Raw genomic sequence first — 17,078 nt, 5'->3', positions numbered from 1 at the left:
TGGCGTTCGTCTCCGCCACCTCCCCGAAGCCTCGGGAGTTCGAGCGGGCGGCGGAGGGTAGTCGCCCGAACTTCAAGGCTGTGTCGTGCCTTTGGCGATTCCGACTTCGCTCCGTCGACACAGGAAACTGGACAGCCTCGCGCGCCTCGCTCTCGCGCATTGACGCACTGTCGGAGGTTGCCATGACGCAGCGGCCGAATTTGGGGAGGCACAAGCCGGGCATCAGCGTCGCGGACGCTTCGGGAGCGGGAAGCACGGTCGCCCCAAGGCACCTTCCCTGTCACCTCTCGTCCTGAGCTCCGCACCTCTCACACGCAGGCGCCGTCACGTTGTACGACGTGAGCCCGCAGCACCTGCAGTGCCACTGCGTCGGCAGTCGTACGGCGGCCTCCTTCATGATGGCCGCGAGTGCCTCATGCCGCATGGTATCCGAGAGGGCTCCCTCGGCGGCCTTGCGCACTCCAACGTCTTCATCGAGCAGTGAGCTTCGCAGAGCCTGGACTGGCACCAGCCCCTCGCTCCGCTTCCACATGGCGGCCAGCGCGTATGCGGCACTACGGCGAAGGAGGACATCCGGGTGAGTGCCCCAATGTCGCAGCAATGGAAGTGCGTGGGTTGAGAGTGCCACCATCAGTTTGACGGTGAATCCGCGCGACAACGCGTGTGCACCAGGCAATGCTCGCACTACGGCCTCGACATTTTCCTCGGGTGCAGGAGCGTGGCTGAGCGCTTCCACGGAGCGGTGCGCGAACCAACGGGAATGCGACAACCACTGAATGAGCGACTGCCGCACCACTGTGGGTGCTTCGCAACGGTCCCAGTGGCGGAACTCCACGGCAGGTCCGTTGCCTTCACAGATGGCCTGCCTCAATGCCTTCGGCTCTTCAAGAAGGGCACCGGCCTCGCCTGCAAGCCTACCCACATCGAGTCCACCGAGGACCGCCAGCGTGCGGAGAAAGCCGGGGACGTCCTCCTGCTTCTTCAGGCCCTCAGGGAACATCCCCGCCGGCATCTCATCTGGGACAATTGCCCGCGAGAATGCAACGACGGACTCAAGCCGTCGCCTGTCACCGTATGTCGCAGTCGCAGGCTGGAGGCCCGCGAGAATCTGGAGGTACTGCGTCCAGGCCTCGGCTTCAGCTCGTATGGCCTCATAAATCTGCGTGAATGTGGCCTGCCACCGCTTGTGAATCGCTTCGACGAGCATGTGGTGGCCGAATTGCTCAAGCAGAGCGATGAGCTTGGCACGTCCTCCAACTGCGCCCACTTCGGCGGCCTTTGCGACGCGCTCGGCGTCCCCATTCTCGCCTACCTCAAGGAGCCGCCTCGAGATGCGGGCGGCCGCGTGCGTATAGACGCCGTCGATGGCCCCTGCCGACAAGCGCGAGCGGATGTCCGAGCCACGCGGTGTCTCCTGCACGACGCGAAAGGGGGCAGAGCCTAGGAAGTCGCGCCAGACGACCTCTGGCGCCTGCGCGACACCCTCCCAATTCGTGAAGGCCAGAGCGCGTGCACACAGCGCATGCCCTTCGGGTAGGTGGCGTTCGAAGACCTCCAGCACGAAAGGGTGGAGTGAGGGCGGAAGCGAGAGTTGCGCCAGTGCCTGCGCGAAGGGCCAAGCGGAGGGAAGCCCCGCGGTGACCTGGCCCCGAAGAAAGCGGACAAGGAGTTCCAGGGCCTCCGGCGTCGGGGCAGCTCCCTCTTCGACGGCGCGCGCTGCAAGGCGGAGCCATTCGGGCCGTGGCTTTCGAGCCACCACGTGGATGAGGGTGGTGGCCACTGCGGGCGAAAGCCCGGCGGCAAGCACCAGCACTTCGGAGTCGTTGGACGCTAGGCGCTGTTCAACCCACGACGGTTCCACGCCCGCAGGCCGTTTCAGGGTGTACCGGGCCTCGCCCAATTCCGCCAGAAGGCGGATGCGTGGACGAACCTGTCCATCTGCCCCGTCGGAGACGAAGGCACCGGCCTCCGCCCAGAAAGTCAGCACCTGCTGGGCGGTAGAATCCGCTTGGCCGGGCGCGAGTCCCCACTGCGAACGCAGCATGTGCGCAAGTGCATGGATGATGACGCCATGCGCAACCGGCCCTCCCGCGTACGCATGGTGCGAAATCTCCTCGAACCCCGCGATGAGGATGGAAGCGGCGTCGGTCCCCGTGAAGGTGCTGATGGAGGCCTGCTCTCCCCTGCGGTGAGCAAGCTCCCACCGGTGGGCTGCCCGCTCCACCACCGTGGAGAGCACGTCCGCACGTCGGCGTGGAAGCTGCCCCTCTGAATCCGCCTCGCAGGCGATGCCCACGAGGAGCACCCCCATCAGCGGGGTTTCCTGGAGCAAGGCATCCTGCTCTCGAAGCTCCGCCACCCAGCGCAGCCGCAGCTCGCACCAGGCTGCCACTTCGCTGGCAGGCACGCCTCTGGCGAGGGCGAATTGATGCGCACAGTCTCTCAGAGAAGCGGGTAGATTGGACGGAGGCTTAAGGTGAACTTCATGGAAGCCGAGGGTACGCGCGCTGCGATACACGCTGTCCCGCGTTGCCAGGATAATTTCGACGTCCGCGTGCAGCTCAGCGAGGGCTTCACTCAGTGAGGCCAGGACCTTTCGGGGCTCCAAGCATTCGTCTAGGCCGTCGAAAAGCAGCGCCACCCGTCCTTCCCGAAGCCGCTGGCGGGCCACCTCCTCGACGAGGTCCGCATCTTCGCGTGCGTAGCGGGAGACGGCGAGCTTCAGAACCTGCTCAAGCAGTCCTTCGGGGGCCATTGGCTTCAGAAGCGGCAGAGGGACATAGAGGGGAAAGGGGCCCTCCACGGCCCGTGCATACCAGGCTGCCACTTGCCGGAGGGCCGTGGACTTCCCCCCTCCCGGAGGCCCCATTAGCAGCACGCGTCCGAGTCGGCGGAGAAGCGCAAGAAGTAGCCCATCGCCAAGTTCCTTTGAATTCCCACTTAGGTGGAGCGCGGCGTCATGGACATGGAGAGGAGGCACGTCCATCACCGCAATCAGCTCGAGGAGGGAGCCACGGGCCACCACCTTCGCGAGGTAGGCGCGAGTGGCCTGCTCCGCCGCTTCAATCCGAGCAGCGACGACTCCCTCCCGGTCCGAGACGAGAGGCACGTCCGACTCTCGCAGCCACTCCACCCACTGGGCCACAGTCCCCGAAAGGCGCCGGGACGCTTTCTCACGGGCAGTCGACGTAAGTGACTCCCAAGCGCGGGGCCCCAGGCAAAGAGGGACGACGAAGCCATCCATCAAGGCCTGGGCCACGCCTGCGTCGGCACCGGCGACCGACTCGACATCCGGGAAGAGGAGGACAACAGTCTGTGAAAGCAGGAGCCTTTCCTCGGCCGTCAAATCCCCCAGGTGTGCTTCGAGCTTCTCGTAGGCTTCCGTTTCGTCGCTGGAGGGCGCGCCCGAGCCTGGAGCGCCATGCCGCTCCAGGGCTTTCTTTAAGTGATTCAGCGGGCCCGTCTCTTTGGCGACAGCGAGCACCAGCCGGTCCCGGCGCTTGTCGAGGACTCCTTCCCTGAGGGCCTTCCGCCACTGGAGGACGACAGAAGCCAACTCCTCATCCGTCTTGCTGACGGAGAGACTGCGCTTCGCTTGCACCCACGCACGCCCGCCTGTGGTGAAGTGCACGACGACGTCGTCGACGGGTGAGTCCGCCTCGAGCGCGACTTCCGACACCATCGCGTCCTGTGGCGGAAGGCGGAGCCCGGGAAGCGGATAGCCGCGCAGCCCATACGCGACGAACCAAGCGGCGACGCCTGCCCGGAAGATGCTTCCAGCTTCGCCTGCGGCTCCTCCCACCGCTCCTCGTGAAGGTTCTTGCACAGCCGCAATTCAGCATGGCTGCAGCCCCGATTCGAGCCCTATACGTTGAGGGCAGGCAGACACCGCTTCGCGTGGCCGGCCCCACCCTGCGAGGACCACCACCAGGAAGGTGTCGGCCAATGCGCTGCGCGGCGACGGCATTAGGCGTGTGCAGATGGGCCCGATGAAGCAGGGCGCCCAACTCGGCCCGGCGCTCATGTCCGCCATCTCCCCAACGCCTCGGAAGTTGGAGCGTGCGGGGAAGGGAGCCGCCCGAACCCAAGGCCGACGGAGCCTCGGTGAGCCCGCTCCGCTTCGTCAGCACATGAACCCGCCGGTCTCGCGCACCTCGCTCACCCGCCTTAACGCAGTGCCGAATGTGGCTGTGACGCTCCGGACACGGCGACCGAATTTTGGGGAGGCACAGGCGTGAAGAGTCTCTGGAGACACCGTATAGTGAGTGCTGATGTCTCGGCTGTGGGTGGCTCTCGACTCAGCTCTCTATGTGCTTGGGCGGTCTCAGAGAAGTAGTAAAGGTCTGCAGCAGCGCGTAGAATCAACAGCCCATCTCCAGCCCTGAGCCGCCCAGCAGGGTAACGCCACGAGGAGTGAATCCCCATGCTGTATTTGCTGGAGAGCGAGGGCGAGATTGCAGAGGCCCAGCGCCGTTTTGAGGCCCTCGTCCAGGCAGCAGCCACCTCTGTCAAGCGCATCCGCATTGGCTTTCCTAGTGGAAGCATGGATGCCGAAACTTACTGGATGGGAGACCGAGACCTTTGGTGCGCCTTCGAGCATGCGGGCAACAGATATTGGAATGCACTGGGGTTAGGAAATCCCTTTGAAGTGAAGACGCCTCCTCCAGACGTGGAAATCAACCCGCCTCTTTCTGGCATAAATCGCCGGATTGCAGGCGGCTTCGCCGCGGACGAGAGTGGACGTATATACCTCATTCACCGCGGCAAAGTTGGCGGCGGCAAGAAAGGGGTAGGCAAGGTTGCCTTTCTACGCTGGTACACGGGCGAGAGTGAAACCAAAGGCGGCGAGCAGAGCTTGCATGGTGGGGAACTCCTCGAGATGATGGATGATGGCGAAGCCACCCAAGTTATCGTCATCGGAGGATCGCCGACTCCTTGATCGCTTGGCTCAATTCGCCTTCTGCGTGAGCGAGTTCCGCAAGCTGGCAGCGGCCGGCCAGATTCGCCGCAGAAAGAAGACACCTGCTGTGGAAGGCGGGCCTGCGGATGGTCTGCATGTGCTGGAGAGAGAGGAGTTTGCGGGAACAAAGCAGTACATCCAACCGCGGAACGTTGTCGCGCAGTGCGACCACGGGCTCGTGGTGAACCACCTCCTACGTATGCTGAGAGCGGCCGGGCATATCGCTCGACGCGACATGCTGCGCGACGCTTACATACTGAAGGGCGGAAAAGTTACCCACCTCTTCGAAGTAAAGACGGCTGCGGACACCACCAGCATCTATGCTGCAGTCGGGCAGCTTCTCTGGCATGGCGGAGGGGGCAGCGCGAACCGCCTGATCTGTGTCCTCCCCCGGACCATTAAGAAAGAGGCCGCACAGCGTCTTGGCGCCTTGGGCATACGAGTCGTCGCCTACCACTGGTCCACCAACAATGAGCTAACGTTCGATGGCCTTGACGTGGCCCTGTCCTGAACTCCCCATGTCTGGGGTGTTGTTGACTTAGCGTGCGCGCCTCGCTCACCCTCCTTGCCGCGCTGCCGGCCTTGACTTGACGCACTCATGATGCTGCGACCGAACTTGGGGTATGCGCAGGGGCTACTTCTGCCAGATGAACTACCTGTCGCTGGAGTGCACGAGGCGTTGTGCGGCCGCTTAGTGGAATACGTGGCGGATACGGGTGACCGCTCCGTGAGCGACGAATGTGCGAGGCTCCTGAAGGCCCGATAGGCGCGGTAGTGGGCTTCGGCGGCGCAGCAGCCCTCGGGTGATGTTGTCGAGCTCAATGGGCGACGCGAAGCCCCGAAGAGGGCGTGACATGTCGCGGGCGAGGTGCAACTCTGTTCGGATGCTTTATCGGAGAACTCGCTATGGAATGACACCGGTGATTTGGCCTAACCGAACATTTTGAGTTGCGTCCGTTCAACTGTGGGGGTCGTACACGTGCGTTCAGACTTGAGCCTCAGCATTGAGGAGGTGAGCCGAGACATGGGACGCGCGCTCCAGCGCGGGGAGGGTGCCTATTTCATCGGCTCGGGAATCTCGGCGGCATCGGGGCTTCCCGACTGGCTGGCGCTGATGCAGGAGGTGGCTGCCCCGCTGGGGTTGAAAATTACCAGGAGGGATGACCTCGCACTGATGGCGCAGCACTGTGTCAACGCGGATGCTGGTAACCGAGGGCCCCTCATCGGGCGCCTGAAGCGCGCGCTCTCAAGTCAGCCTCGTCGTGCAAACTCGTACCACGCCGCCATCTCACGCACAAACGTCCGGACCCTCTGGACGACGAACTTTGACACGCTCATCGAGCAGGCGCTCGCCCCTGCGCGGCCGGACGTGCGCGCCAACGATGCGGATCTGACAGGGGGGACGGGGGGCGCTGATGTTGAGTTGCTGAAGATTCACGGCTGCATTGACCGGAGCTCGCCTGAGGAACTCGTGCTCACGCGGGAGGACTACGAGGAATTCCCTGCGCGGCGACCCGCCTTGGCGCAGAGGCTCCGTAATGACCTACTGCACCGGTCGCTCCTGTTCATCGGATACAGCTACGGCGATCCCAACATTGCCACCATCCTCGTCGAAGCACGGCGGCTCGCCAGGAAAGCGACTCGGGAACATTTCCTCGTGACTAGGCGCGAGCAGGGGAAGGAGAGTCGGAGGCGGCAGGAGCTCTGGCTTATGGATCTCCGGCGCGTTGGGATTCGCAGCGCGCTCATCGACGATTTCCAGAAACTTGAGGAGTTGCTGGACCAGCTGGCGCTCGGCTCACGAGGGCGGAGCGTCTTCATTACCGGTTCCCACGAAACTGACGACACAAAGGCCGCTGCGGTGGGTGAACTCCTTGCGCGCAGCCCGGACGTCATTCTTCTCGACGGACAGTCAGAGGGAATTGGCCGTGCCGCCGCTAATGCCTTTGGGACGGCGTGCGTCCGGGCGCATACCGACATGCGGGGGCGCATCCGGTATTTTCCAAATCCTTACGCGTTCAACCCTGCCTTTGCGAATAATGACACGTTCCTCGGCCAACTGAAGCAGTGGAGGGCGAGCCTACTGCGCGCGACGCACACGATGGTGGTGTTTGACGGCCGCAAGGGAACCGAGGCGGAGGTCGAGGTGGCACGGACGCTGGGCTGCACCATCGTGCCCGTTCCCGGGGAGGAGGGTGGGCTGGCGATGCGCCTGTTCCAGGATGCTCGGATTCAGAATGAACTCCCAACCGAGTATGTCAGCGCAGCGAGTGCCGGGAACCCTTCTGCCGAGGACGTTGTGAAATGCATTCTGACTACGTTTCGCGCATGAACGCCACTATTCGTAGTCTCGGGCGGGCGCCGCTTGTAGTCGGCCCTGGTGAGCCGACGCGCGTCATGGCGCTCATCGGGACGAGTACGCCGGGAGGTCATGCAGGCCAGCTCAAGAAGCTAGAAGCGCTGCTGGGCCTGGGCCAGCCTCCTGACCTCATCTCTGACTTGAGCATCGTGCCGGCGGCAAAGCCGCTCTGGGCGCACGTGCTGGAGTCAGGGCACCGGGCTGCGACGCTGCCGGTCTACTCGGTCCGCAGACGGGGGCGGCGCATTGCTCCGGAGGAACTCCTCGCGACGGCCATGCAGCAGATGGAGGCTGGTGTCGGGCTCCTCACCATTCACCCGACCGCGAGCCGCCCACTCATTGAGAGCGCGCAGGCTCGCCGGGTTCCATGGACGTCGCGCGGTGGTGGGCTCGTCATCGACGACATGCTTGAGTCGGGTCGGGACGAGAACGTCTACCTCCGCATCCTTCCGGACCTCGTCCATGCCGCGGCCCGGCACGGAACGGTCTTGAGTCTTGGGGCCACCTTCCGCTCGGCTAATATCTTCGACGCGCTCGATGGCACGCAGCTGGCGGAAATTGACGCACAGCTCGCTCTGGCAAAGCGCATCATGGATTCAGGAGTCGGTGTTGTTATCGAGTCCCCTGGGCACGCGCGTCCTGCAGACATCCACCGGGTCGGCGTGATGCTCGCAGCCTCGGGCTATCCAGTCATGCCGTTGGGGCCCATTCCCACGGACGCGGCAGCAGGGTTCGACCATGTCGCTGCTGCCATCGGTGCGACACTCCTCGGGATGGAGGGCGCCGCGCACATCCTCGCCGCTGTGACGCGAGAGGAGCACACTGGCTCGGTGCCCTCGATCTCTTCGACACTTGAGGCCGTCCGTGCAGCGCAGGTCGCCGCGCACATCATCGACCTCCACCGCCTGGGCGCCACTGAGCTTGATGAGCAGGTATCGGCCCATCGGGCCGAGCATCACACCTGCGTGGACGGCAAGACCACGCACGGATGTAGCCGGTGCGGCGTCACCTGCCCCCTGGTTCCTCGTAGTGTTGCCGCCGCTCCGGAGGATCTCGCCAGGAGATTAGGAGGGGAGGGTAGATGACCTGTCTGGATCCTTCGGACCACTGATTACGAGAGAGGTGCCGGCGGAGATGGGTTGGGTACCACTGCTTCGCATTGTATCACACCGGATTCTTGAGACGGCTGAGTGGCGGGTGGAGGCCGCGTGGGACGGTGGACCTCAACCGGCAGGGCAGCGGCAAGGCATGGTGCCGGTGACGGCGCCGGGGCTGTACCGGGTGCCGAGCGTCGCGAGCGCCCGGCGTGCCCGGGACGCCTACGTCGAGGTGATGGAGGCGGACGGCTCCCTCCATGCCACCGTCCTTGGAGTGGACGAGGACGGTGCCGCGCGCGACAGGGCCCACGCGCTGGATGGGAAAAGTGCGACTGCCCGCACTTAGAGTATAATCCTTCCATGGCGCCCAACATCCGACTGCTCGCTATGGAAGCGGGCGACCTGCTGAAGTACGAAACGACCCTCAAGGAGATTGACCGCTATGGGATGGCGATCCTCCGGATTTCGGTCGAGCGCTTTCCCGTAGATGCGATTTCGTCGCAGCGGGCTCAGAGCATCTTCGATTGGCTATGCTCAATTGGCCGGACGGAGATGGATCCGAGCGCTCGAGCCGAAGCGGTGCGTGCGTTTCTGCACCAGCTTGCACACAACAAACCAGAGCTTTGCACTCAACTGGATGAGGCTCTCCGACGCAGTGGCTTTCCTGTGCCGCGCGCGGTTGAGCCCAGTCGTTCCGAAGACGTCACTCGTATCGAGACTCCGAAGAGAAGTCGGCAGGAGTTTGAAAAGGCGCGCGAGTCTCTCCTTTCGCGTTTTGATGGAATGTTCGTGTCCGCTCAATCTCAACGCCGTGGTTACGAACTACAAGACCTGCTGAACGAACTCCTTGCAATCCATGGTGTCCCAGCCGCTCGAAGCTTTACTCGAAACGATGGAGGAGAGCAGATCGACGGAGCGTTCCGACATGGCGCCTGGTACTACTTGGTGGAGTGCCGATGGAGGCGTGAGCCCGCAGATACCCGAGATCTTGATGGCCTCGTTGGCCAAGTGAATCGATCCGGAAAGCAGTCGATGGGCCTCTTTCTCTCAATGAATGGTTGGTCTGCGAACGTGGTTCCGCTCCTGAAGCAGAACGCATCCAAATCGATACTGCTGGCTGATGGAGTGGACCTTCGGGCCGTCTTGACTGGGGCGCTCTCTTTTCAGGAGTTATTGGACGCGAAAGAGCGCGTGCTGAACCTTGAGGGGGAGCCATACTACTCTTCGAATCAAATTGTGCGAGACCGCAAAAGCTAGAGTGAGTGGGATTTGGTTCTTTATGTAGTCAGGGTTTTTGCTGGTTGGTGTCTTGATGGAGAGGAGTGCCTGGGCGCAATGGCTCCGCACTGTCGTTGGTTTGGAGGCGAATGGAACGTCAACTGGAGCGGTTTTGTTTTTTGAGGTGCATTTGGTGTGGGTAGCCGTATCCGCCGGCAGTGGAGAGCCGTGAGCACGTCCTGCCGGAGTTTCTGGGGGGCAAGAAGATTCTGCCCGATGGGGCAGTTTGCAAGGAGTGCAATAATAACCTCAATGCGTGGCTCGATCAGCCGCTCAAGATTCAGTTTCAATCGATCATCGCATACTTTGATGTGCGGAGTAGCAAGAGGGACTCGGCGGCGTCTGCTCGTGTTCAGGTTGCTACGAGCCAAGGCCCAATCGCTGCAACCATGCTGCCAGGGGGGCAACTGACTCATCCAGAGCATAGCCGTCGCGCACTCGTGCGGGAAGGGGATGAGGTGCTTGAGGAGTGGATTGTTCGAGCTGACGTCGTCGAAGACTTCATCGAGGAACGCAGTCGGCACATGAGTCTCGTCGACGTCACATGTGTCCCCCTGGTGCTTGGTGCTGCTTCTGGGAACCTTCGAGGAAAGGCAGAGATTTTACTCCGGTCCACTGTTCGCGCCGGTGTGAACCTCGTTGCTCTCAAGGCGGCTGCGCTGCTGCCCCTCCCAGAGTTCCAGGGGGCGCGAAGCTATGTGCTGAGAAGTGATTGTGCTGTGCCTAAGTTTCTTGCCTCGGTATCTGCGCTACTTCTGAGAGGCCAATTTGAAATCAAGGATTGCCGTCTAGAGCACGCAGTCCTCTTTTCTGCGAAGAATAGAGGGTCTGCGCTATTCGAGCTGCGACTGTTTGGTGATATCTTCTGCAGAGTCCAAATCGCCGATGAGTGGAGTGGTCCCTCAATAGACCTGAAGGAGCAGTTCCTCGGTGGGCATCAGCCGCCGTGATGTCGTGGGCTTCGCCGTTCTGTCTCCTGTTCTAGTCGGATGTGACCGCGGGTAGGGCGGACGGATCCCGCCACGCCACCGTCCTTGGAGTGGGCGAGGACGGTGCCGCGCACGACAGGGCTCATGCTCCAGGCCCTGGAAGAGCGCTTCGGCATCTCCTCTGCCCGGGCCGCCCGCGCTGCCCAGCGGCCTGATGCGACTGACGCGCTCGCGGACCATCTCGAGGCGGGCTGCGTCAACGTCGTCCTGCCACAAATGCTCCTGGTGGTGGAGGGTCTGGAAGTGCCGCCCTGGAATCGTGTGCTTTGGGGGCTCTTTTCCTGGGTGTAGATGCTCACCCCGTCAGCGAAGTCAGGCGGCCTGATAACCGGCGGCGGCAAGGAGATTGATGGAAGGTTGAGTCAAATAGACCTGCCGGGTCGTGTTTATTGGTTTGGGCGGGAGATTTTCCCTGAAGGAACTTGCTGCCTTGGGGCGGGCCTAGCTGTGCTGCGGCCCTCCATGTCCGACTTCCACGAGGCCCTTGAGTCGATTTCGGAGTCCCCATGCTCCGAGCATCCTGGCTTCTCCGCTGCCCTAGCCTGTACTCGCTGCTGCACCTTCATCTGCGCCTTCTGTGCCTCGTCCCGGGCGGGCCTGTGCCTTCGGTGCCTCCACGCGGCTTCGGAGCTGGCGACGCGCAGGGCCCGGCTTGCGGCAAGCCTCGTCGATGGTGTTGCGCTCCTGCTCCCGTCCCTGTTCCTGGGCGTCCTCCGGTGCCTGGCCCTTCCGGACGAGGCGGCGCTGACGGCTCCTGCCGTCTATGTCCCGGTGGTCTTCGTGTTGCTTGTGCAGGCCAGCCTGATTCGAGGCACGGGGGCGAGTCTCGGCAAGCGGCTCCTGGGAATCCGCGTCGTCAGAAGGGACGGGCGGCCGGCAGAGGTCTGGCGCATTGCCCTTTTGAGGAACGCGCTCCCGATTGCGCTCTGCAGCTACTGCGGCTGGTTCGGCCTCGTGGACGCCCTCTTCATCGTTGGAGAGGACCGACGGTGTCTTCACGACTGGCTGGCCGGCACCCGCGTCGTGAAAGCCCCTCGAGCGCCGCGCTCGTTCGCCGCGCGGCTCGTGACTGGCTGAAGCGTTTATTTCGGAGTCCCTTCCCAGTGAAGGGGGAATGAGAGGCGATGACATGGAGAGAGAGTTGAAGTCTGGGCGTCCCCGCTGGCTGACCGGGCTCGTGTGCGTGGTGGTGGCGCTGGCACTGGGGTGTTCCCGGCCGTGGAAGCGGGAAGACACCAGGACGTGGGAGGGTTGCTGCCAGGGGGCTGACGCGTGCCTTGCGCTGCTGCAGGAGCTCCACGGCCCCGACACAGGGGAGAAGTGGCTGCCGCCGGAGCAGGCGTGTGCGGCCTGGAAGCTGGGGCGCGAGGGAGAGGGCGTCGTCCCTCGGCTGATTCCGCTGCTTCGGCACCCAGAGCGTCGCGTGCGCGGCGGTGCAGCACAGGCGCTGGCGAACATGGGGGAGAAGGCCACGGGGGCCTTACCTGCGCTCATCGAGGCGTATGAGAGGGAGCCCGGTGGGCTGGCCCTGCACGCGCTCTCCTCACTTGATGACGAGCGAGCAGCGCCAGCCATTGTGCGCCACCTCCTGGAGTCGCCCACGTCGGCGCTGGAGCACCTCGGCCCGACATTGGCCCCGGTGCTGTTTGACGTGCTGGAGAACCCGGAGTCGAGCTGGGAGGCGCTGGTGCTGGTGCGCCACGTCCTCTCCCGGCGAGCCTCCATGCACACGGAGACCTTCGTCCCGCGCCTGCGGACGCTCCTCGCGCGGGAGCTGGAGGAGTCCACGCTGCGGCGCCCACCCGGGACGTCCTGCCCGTCGGCGCCTGCGCCAGGCTGCGAGGCGGTTTTCGACGCATGCACCCCACGAGCGGCCTACGTGGCGTCCGTGCTGGCGGCCCACGCGCGCGAAGGGGCGAAGGGCGAGGCCGAGGCGCTGCAGGCGCTACAGCGGGCGGACGTGCGCCTCGCGCCCGTGGCGCTGCAGGCGCTGGTGGTCTTCAGGAGTCCTGCTGCGGTGCCGGGCGTCCTTGAGCAACTCGCCGTGCCTGAATGCCGCGCCCGGGCCCTTGCGAGCCTTGCGTTGCTGGGGGCGTGGCGCGGCCAGCCGCGACGGAGCCGCTGCTTCGGCTGCTGGCCACGGGGAAGGAGGGCTGGGAGCGCGCACGGGCCGCAGAGGCCCTTGGGCACGTGGGAGACGCAGCCTCCCTCGAGGCGCTGCACCAGGCGGTGTACGCGCCGCACAGCGAAGTCCAGGCCGCGGCGGTTGAGGCGCTGGGCAGCTACGCCTTCCGGGCGCATGCGGAGGAGCTGGTGCCGCTGCTCCAGCGGGTGGTGACGACGCACGCCTCGCCGGTGGCGCGGAGCCACGCGAGGTTGGCCCTGCAAGGCCTCGCCGAACAGGAGGTGCGGCCTGCGGAGTCCATCGACTGCGCCCGCATTATTCCTGCACGCAGCGGGGGCTGGACGCTGAGCGAGGGACACACCTCTGTCCATTTGCACTGGGAGAAGCCGAAGGCGCCACCACGAGGGAGTCCGTGTGCATCTGTGCGTGGTGGGGACTCAGCGTCCGTCCTCGAAGCCATGGGAGAGGCCTGCCTCGTCGGATGGGACGACGGGGAGTTTGGGGGCACGCTGGAAGTGCATGAGGCCGGGCGGGTGACGGTGCTGGAGGAGCCCCGGGCCAACCCCCTGCAAGTCGTGCGGATGCACGGCGCCCTCGTGGTGGTGGAGGGCCTCGCACACATGTATTTCGGGGCAGGGCGTCTGGTGCGTGTCGACGCCTCCGAGGGGCGGTGGCGTGCCACGCCTTGGGTGACTCTCCCAGGCGCGCCGATGGCATACGCGTTGGACGAGGCGGGGGACTTGGTGGTGGGGACGACGGACCAGCGACTCGACGCATTCGTGTGTGGCCGGGCTGGCACCTTCGCACCCGCCCACGTGGTGCGCGTCACGGGGGACGGGCGCCGGCTCCCGTCGAACCGGACGGGCGGCCCTGACGCCACCGGTGGGGAAGGGCGCCCCTCCCAGGGCGGGAGGGGGCCGGCGCGGGCGGGAGGGCTTCAGGCGCGCCGCGTCCGCGAGCGGAACTCGCTGGCCCAGCGCTGGGCGGTGGCCGTGGCGCGCTCGCGCTCCGAGGCGACGGGCGACTGCCCGGCAGGCGTTGGCGCCCCTTGGCCGGAGGTGCCGTCCGCTCCTGCTGCCCCCTTCTTGCGTACCCACATGCGAGGGGTGGCGCTGACGGGCGGCTTGGGAGCAGGAGGCGCGGCGTCGGCCTTGGGCCTGCGCCCGCGCGGGAGAATGACGTCGGGGATGCTGTGGGGCGCGGTGTCCTCCACCCACGCTGAGTGCAGGCGGCCCGTGGCGCGGGCGTATGCCTCCAGCGCCGCCAGCGCACTCGTCCCGACCTGGGGGACCGCGTCCACCTGGGCGATGGAGACGAAGTGGCGATCATCCGCCGTGGACGCCACCCCGTCAGGCCCGTCGCGGTATGCAATGAGGTTCTGCGCGGCGTCCGAGTCGAGGGGCGCGTCGATGTCCAGCACCGTCACCGTCGTCGAGCGGCTGTTGAGGAACGCCAGCACGCCCGTGGACGCCGGAGTCCCCGTCAGCAGGGCCTGCGTGTGCGTCGCCAGCGCCTCGGCGGCTTCTCGCCTGCGGGGGGCCACAGCCCAACGTCACGGGAAGACTGGAAAGCGGTAGATACCGAATCAAATTGAAGGCCAGGCAGGCCGTGTGCATCAGCCGTCCGACATAATCTTCAACAGAGACGTCACAGGCCGCGGCTCACGGAGGGCTTCAGACTGGCTTCAGCATTGCGGCACAGATGAATGCCCCAACGGCGCCCACGAAGGTGGTGGCGGCAATCCACCCACCCGCGGGGAGCTGAAGCAGGCTCACCACCGCACCGGCCACCGCGAGCGACAGGAAGGCGAGCCAGGCTCGACGTCTCCCACCCGGGCGAGGGCCGAGCGTTACCGTGAAGAAGAAGGCGGCCGTTCCCGCGAGGACCTGGGCGGATAGGACCTGATAGGCCGCGTCTCGGATGAAGGCCTCGTAGCGCTCCATGAGGGTGGGCGGCGGCGGAGGTTCCCCCGACAAGGCGTCGAACGCGGCCTTGAAGTGGAGCATGAGCGCGTTCTCGGTCCTCATCGTGATGAAGCCGAACTGGACGAGGAAGACCAGGAGCAGCGTCACGAGCAGGAGGAGCCAGGGAACCGCGAAGCGCTGGTGTTCCCAGCGCCGCAGCGTCGCGAGTTCCTCGGGCGTCAGCGTGAGCGAGCTCGGGTAGCCCAGGTCCAGGAGCACCCGCATGGCGGCGATGGTCGCGGGCATGGTCGACGTGCCGAGGCCCACCAGCGCTTGAGACTCTAGGAGCCTCCGCACCCACGCGGCGTTGCGCTCGGGCTCGGCCGTCGCGGGCAGTTGGAGCAACAGTGTGTTGAGCTCCTCGCCCAGCAGAGCCCGCTCGTCCTCCGAGGCCGCATGGGCCCGGCGAATCAGGGCGTCGAGGTGCTCGACCGCGGGCTCCTCGGCCTCTGGCTGAGTTAAGACCACTTGTTGACGCTCCCTCACCGACAGCCTCCCGCGCGCTGGACCGACTGGCGCGGACGGCATCATAGCACTACGGCGTCAGGGGTAAGCCGAAGGGGGAGTGGGCGACGGAGGGCTGGGCGGGCAGAACCTCATTGCCTCGGCCGCCATCCGCCCCCCTCATGAAGCAGGTATGGACTCCTTCATGAACGGCGCCGCCGTGCAGCGGCTTGAGAGGTATTTCCAGCAAATCGGCGAGGTGCTGGGCGAGGAGAGTCGACGTGGCTCGTTCGCCCTCTACGCCATGCCAGGGGCGCCCTGCCTGCGCTCCTCGAGGCGTATGAGCGGGAGCCTGGTGGGATGGCCCTGCACGCGCTCGCTTCACTCGACGACGAGCGAGCAGCGCCAGCCATTGGGCGCCACCTCCTGGAGTCGCCCACGTCGGCCCTGGAGCACCTCGGTCCGACATTGGCCCCGGTGCTGTTGGACGTGCTGGAGAACCCAGAGTCGAGCTGGGAGGCGCTGGTGCTGGTGCGCCACGTCCTCTCCCGGCGCGCCTCCATGTACACGGGGACCCTTCGTCCCTCGCATGCGGGCGCTCCTCGCGCGGGAGCTGGAGGAGCCCACTCTGCGGCGCCCACCAGGAACGTCCTGTCCGTCGGCGCCTGCGCCAGGCTGCGAGGCGGTTTTCGACACATGCACCCCGCGAGCGGCCTACGTGGCGTCCGTGCTGGCGGCCCACGCGCGCCAAGGGGCGAAGGGTGAGCCCGAGGCGTTGCAGGCGCTACAGCGGGCTGACGTGCGCCTCACACCCGTGGCGCTGCAGGCGCTGGTGGCCTTCGGGAGTCCTGCTGCGGTGCCGGGCGTCCTTGAGCAGCTCGCCGCGCCTGAATGCCGTGCCCGGGCCCTCGCGAGCCTCGTGTCCCTGGGGGGGCGTGGCGCGGCCAGCCGCGACGGAGCCGCTGCTGCAACTGCTGGCCACGGGGACGGAGGGCTGGGAGCGTGCGCGGGCGGCGGAGGCCCTTGGACGCGTGGGAGACGCAGCCGCCCTCGAGGCGCTGCGCCAGGGCGCCACCACGAGGGAGTCCGTGTGCAGCCGTGCCTGGTAGGGACTCCGCATCCGTTCTCGAAGCCATGGGGGAGGCCTGCCTCGTCGGATGGGACGACGGGGAGCTTGGGGGCACGCTGGAAGTGCATGAGGCCGGGCGGGTGACGGTGCTGGAGGAGCCCCGGGCCAACCCCCTGCGTGTCGTGCGGATGCACGGCGCCCTCGTGGTGGTGGAGGGCCTCGCACACATTTATTTCGGGGCAGGGCGTCTGGTGCGTGTCGACGCCTCCGAGGGGCGGTGGTGTGCCACGCCTTGGGTGACTCTCCCAGGCGCGCCGATGGCATACGCCCTGGATGAAGCGGGGGACTTGGTGGTGGGGACGACGAACCAGCGACTCGACGCAGTCGTGTGTGGCCGGGCTGGCACATTCGCACCCGCCCACGTGGTGCGCGTCACGAGGGACGGGCGCCTGGCCCCCGTCGAGCCGGGTGGACGGCCTTGATGCCACTGGGGGGAAGGGCGCCCATACTGGGGGAGGGAAGGCTAGCGCGGGCGGGAGGGCTTCAAGCGCGCCGCGTTCGCGCCCTGGCCAATCGCTTGTCGGCGGGCACCTACAGTCGGACCGAGTTAACCGCAGTCCCCTTGTGGTGGGGATTTGCCCCAGCCCTGCCGGCCAGGGAACTCGACAGTCTCGTTCGCGCCTCGCTCACCCGCATTGACGCAATGCCTGACGCGGCCTAGACGCACTCATGACGCAGCGACCGAACTTGGGGTAGGGACAGGGGGAGTTGACCCCAGCCTTACCGGCCAGGG

The 17,078-nt window shown here is 65.5% G+C and carries 12 protein-coding genes and 2 pseudogenes; 11 read left to right on the top strand and 3 right to left on the bottom strand.

Annotation, left to right across the window (positions count from 1 at the left end):
* Nucleotides 1–280: 280 nt before the first annotated feature.
* Nucleotides 281–3,682, bottom strand: coding sequence for a hypothetical protein (locus QEG98_RS33755; RefSeq protein ID WP_316564213.1), 3,402 nt, complete (start codon nucleotides 3,680–3,682; stop codon nucleotides 281–283).
* 741 nt (nucleotides 3,683–4,423) lie between these two features.
* Here QEG98_RS33755 and QEG98_RS33750 point away from each other — a divergent pair.
* The 10 genes and pseudogenes from QEG98_RS33750 to QEG98_RS33705 all read left to right on the top strand — a co-directional run bounded on the left by QEG98_RS33750 (nucleotide 4,424) and on the right by QEG98_RS33705 (nucleotide 13,682).
* Complete coding sequence (locus tag QEG98_RS33750) at nucleotides 4,424–4,939, top strand: hypothetical protein (protein ID WP_316564212.1); 516 nt, start codon at nucleotides 4,424–4,426, stop codon at nucleotides 4,937–4,939.
* A 25-nt stretch (nucleotides 4,940–4,964) separates the two neighbouring features.
* Nucleotides 4,965–5,471 carry a hypothetical protein gene (locus tag QEG98_RS33745; protein ID WP_316564211.1) on the top strand — a complete coding sequence of 169 codons (507 nt, stop codon included), beginning with the start codon at nucleotides 4,965–4,967 and terminating at the stop codon, nucleotides 5,469–5,471.
* A 513-nt stretch (nucleotides 5,472–5,984) separates the two neighbouring features.
* The gene (locus QEG98_RS33740; RefSeq protein ID WP_316564210.1) at nucleotides 5,985–7,292 is read left to right on the top strand and encodes an SIR2 family protein; all 1,308 of its coding nucleotides are present in this window, start codon (nucleotides 5,985–5,987) and stop codon (nucleotides 7,290–7,292) included.
* Nucleotides 7,293–7,357: 65 nt separating this feature from the next.
* A complete protein-coding gene (locus tag QEG98_RS33735; RefSeq protein ID WP_316564209.1) occupies nucleotides 7,358–8,404 on the top strand; it encodes a phosphomethylpyrimidine synthase ThiC in 1,047 nt (348 codons plus the stop codon).
* A 163-nt stretch (nucleotides 8,405–8,567) separates the two neighbouring features.
* Nucleotides 8,568–8,762, top strand: coding sequence for a hypothetical protein (locus QEG98_RS33730; protein WP_316564208.1), 195 nt, complete (start codon nucleotides 8,568–8,570; stop codon nucleotides 8,760–8,762).
* A 14-nt stretch (nucleotides 8,763–8,776) separates the two neighbouring features.
* Nucleotides 8,777–9,673, top strand: a complete 897-nt coding sequence (locus QEG98_RS33725) for a restriction endonuclease (RefSeq protein WP_316564207.1) — start codon at nucleotides 8,777–8,779, stop codon at nucleotides 9,671–9,673.
* A 179-nt stretch (nucleotides 9,674–9,852) separates the two neighbouring features.
* The gene (locus QEG98_RS33720) at nucleotides 9,853–10,644 is read left to right on the top strand and encodes an HNH endonuclease (RefSeq protein ID WP_316564206.1); all 792 of its coding nucleotides are present in this window, start codon (nucleotides 9,853–9,855) and stop codon (nucleotides 10,642–10,644) included.
* 102 nt (nucleotides 10,645–10,746) lie between these two features.
* Nucleotides 10,747–10,974 (top strand): hypothetical protein, encoded by a 228-nt coding sequence (locus QEG98_RS33715; protein ID WP_316564205.1) that lies wholly within the window; start codon nucleotides 10,747–10,749, stop codon nucleotides 10,972–10,974.
* Between the two features lie 171 nt (nucleotides 10,975–11,145).
* Nucleotides 11,146–11,760, top strand: coding sequence for an RDD family protein (locus QEG98_RS33710; protein ID WP_316564204.1), 615 nt, complete (start codon nucleotides 11,146–11,148; stop codon nucleotides 11,758–11,760).
* A 52-nt stretch (nucleotides 11,761–11,812) separates the two neighbouring features.
* Nucleotides 11,813–13,682: pseudogene (locus QEG98_RS33705) on the top strand (HEAT repeat domain-containing protein).
* A gap of 63 nt (nucleotides 13,683–13,745) precedes the next feature.
* Here QEG98_RS33705 and QEG98_RS33700 read toward each other — a convergent pair.
* Both QEG98_RS33700 and QEG98_RS33695 read right to left on the bottom strand, forming a co-directional pair.
* A complete protein-coding gene (locus QEG98_RS33700) occupies nucleotides 13,746–14,351 on the bottom strand; it encodes a hypothetical protein (RefSeq protein WP_316564203.1) in 606 nt (201 codons plus the stop codon).
* 130 nt (nucleotides 14,352–14,481) lie between these two features.
* On the bottom strand, nucleotides 14,482–15,240 hold the full coding sequence (locus QEG98_RS33695; protein ID WP_316564202.1) for a hypothetical protein: 759 nt from the start codon (nucleotides 15,238–15,240) through the stop codon (nucleotides 14,482–14,484).
* Nucleotides 15,241–15,522: 282 nt separating this feature from the next.
* Between QEG98_RS33695 and QEG98_RS33690 the strand changes: the two are divergent.
* Nucleotides 15,523–16,767 (top strand): annotated as a pseudogene (locus QEG98_RS33690) (HEAT repeat domain-containing protein); the annotation flags it as partial.
* Nucleotides 16,768–17,078 lie beyond the last annotated feature (311 nt).

This window comes from Myxococcus sp. MxC21-1 (assembly GCF_032612255.1).
In the GTDB taxonomy this organism is placed as follows: domain Bacteria; phylum Myxococcota; class Myxococcia; order Myxococcales; family Myxococcaceae; genus Myxococcus; species Myxococcus virescens.
The sequence above is the reverse complement of the archived record's forward strand: the minus strand, read 5'-3'. Positions and strand labels throughout refer to the sequence as shown.

Coding starts and splice junctions, on each gene's coding strand:
- QEG98_RS33755 (WP_316564213.1), bottom strand. CDS start 3,682: ATGGTGTCGGAAGTCGCGCTCGAGGCGGACTCACCCGTCGACGACGTC.
- QEG98_RS33750 (WP_316564212.1), top strand. CDS start 4,424: ATGCTGTATTTGCTGGAGAGCGAGGGCGAGATTGCAGAGGCCCAGCGC.
- QEG98_RS33740 (WP_316564210.1), top strand. CDS start 5,985: ATGGGACGCGCGCTCCAGCGCGGGGAGGGTGCCTATTTCATCGGCTCG.
- QEG98_RS33735 (WP_316564209.1), top strand. CDS start 7,358: ATGGCGCTCATCGGGACGAGTACGCCGGGAGGTCATGCAGGCCAGCTC.
- QEG98_RS33730 (WP_316564208.1), top strand. CDS start 8,568: ATGGTGCCGGTGACGGCGCCGGGGCTGTACCGGGTGCCGAGCGTCGCG.
- QEG98_RS33725 (WP_316564207.1), top strand. CDS start 8,777: ATGGCGCCCAACATCCGACTGCTCGCTATGGAAGCGGGCGACCTGCTG.
- QEG98_RS33710 (WP_316564204.1), top strand. CDS start 11,146: ATGTCCGACTTCCACGAGGCCCTTGAGTCGATTTCGGAGTCCCCATGC.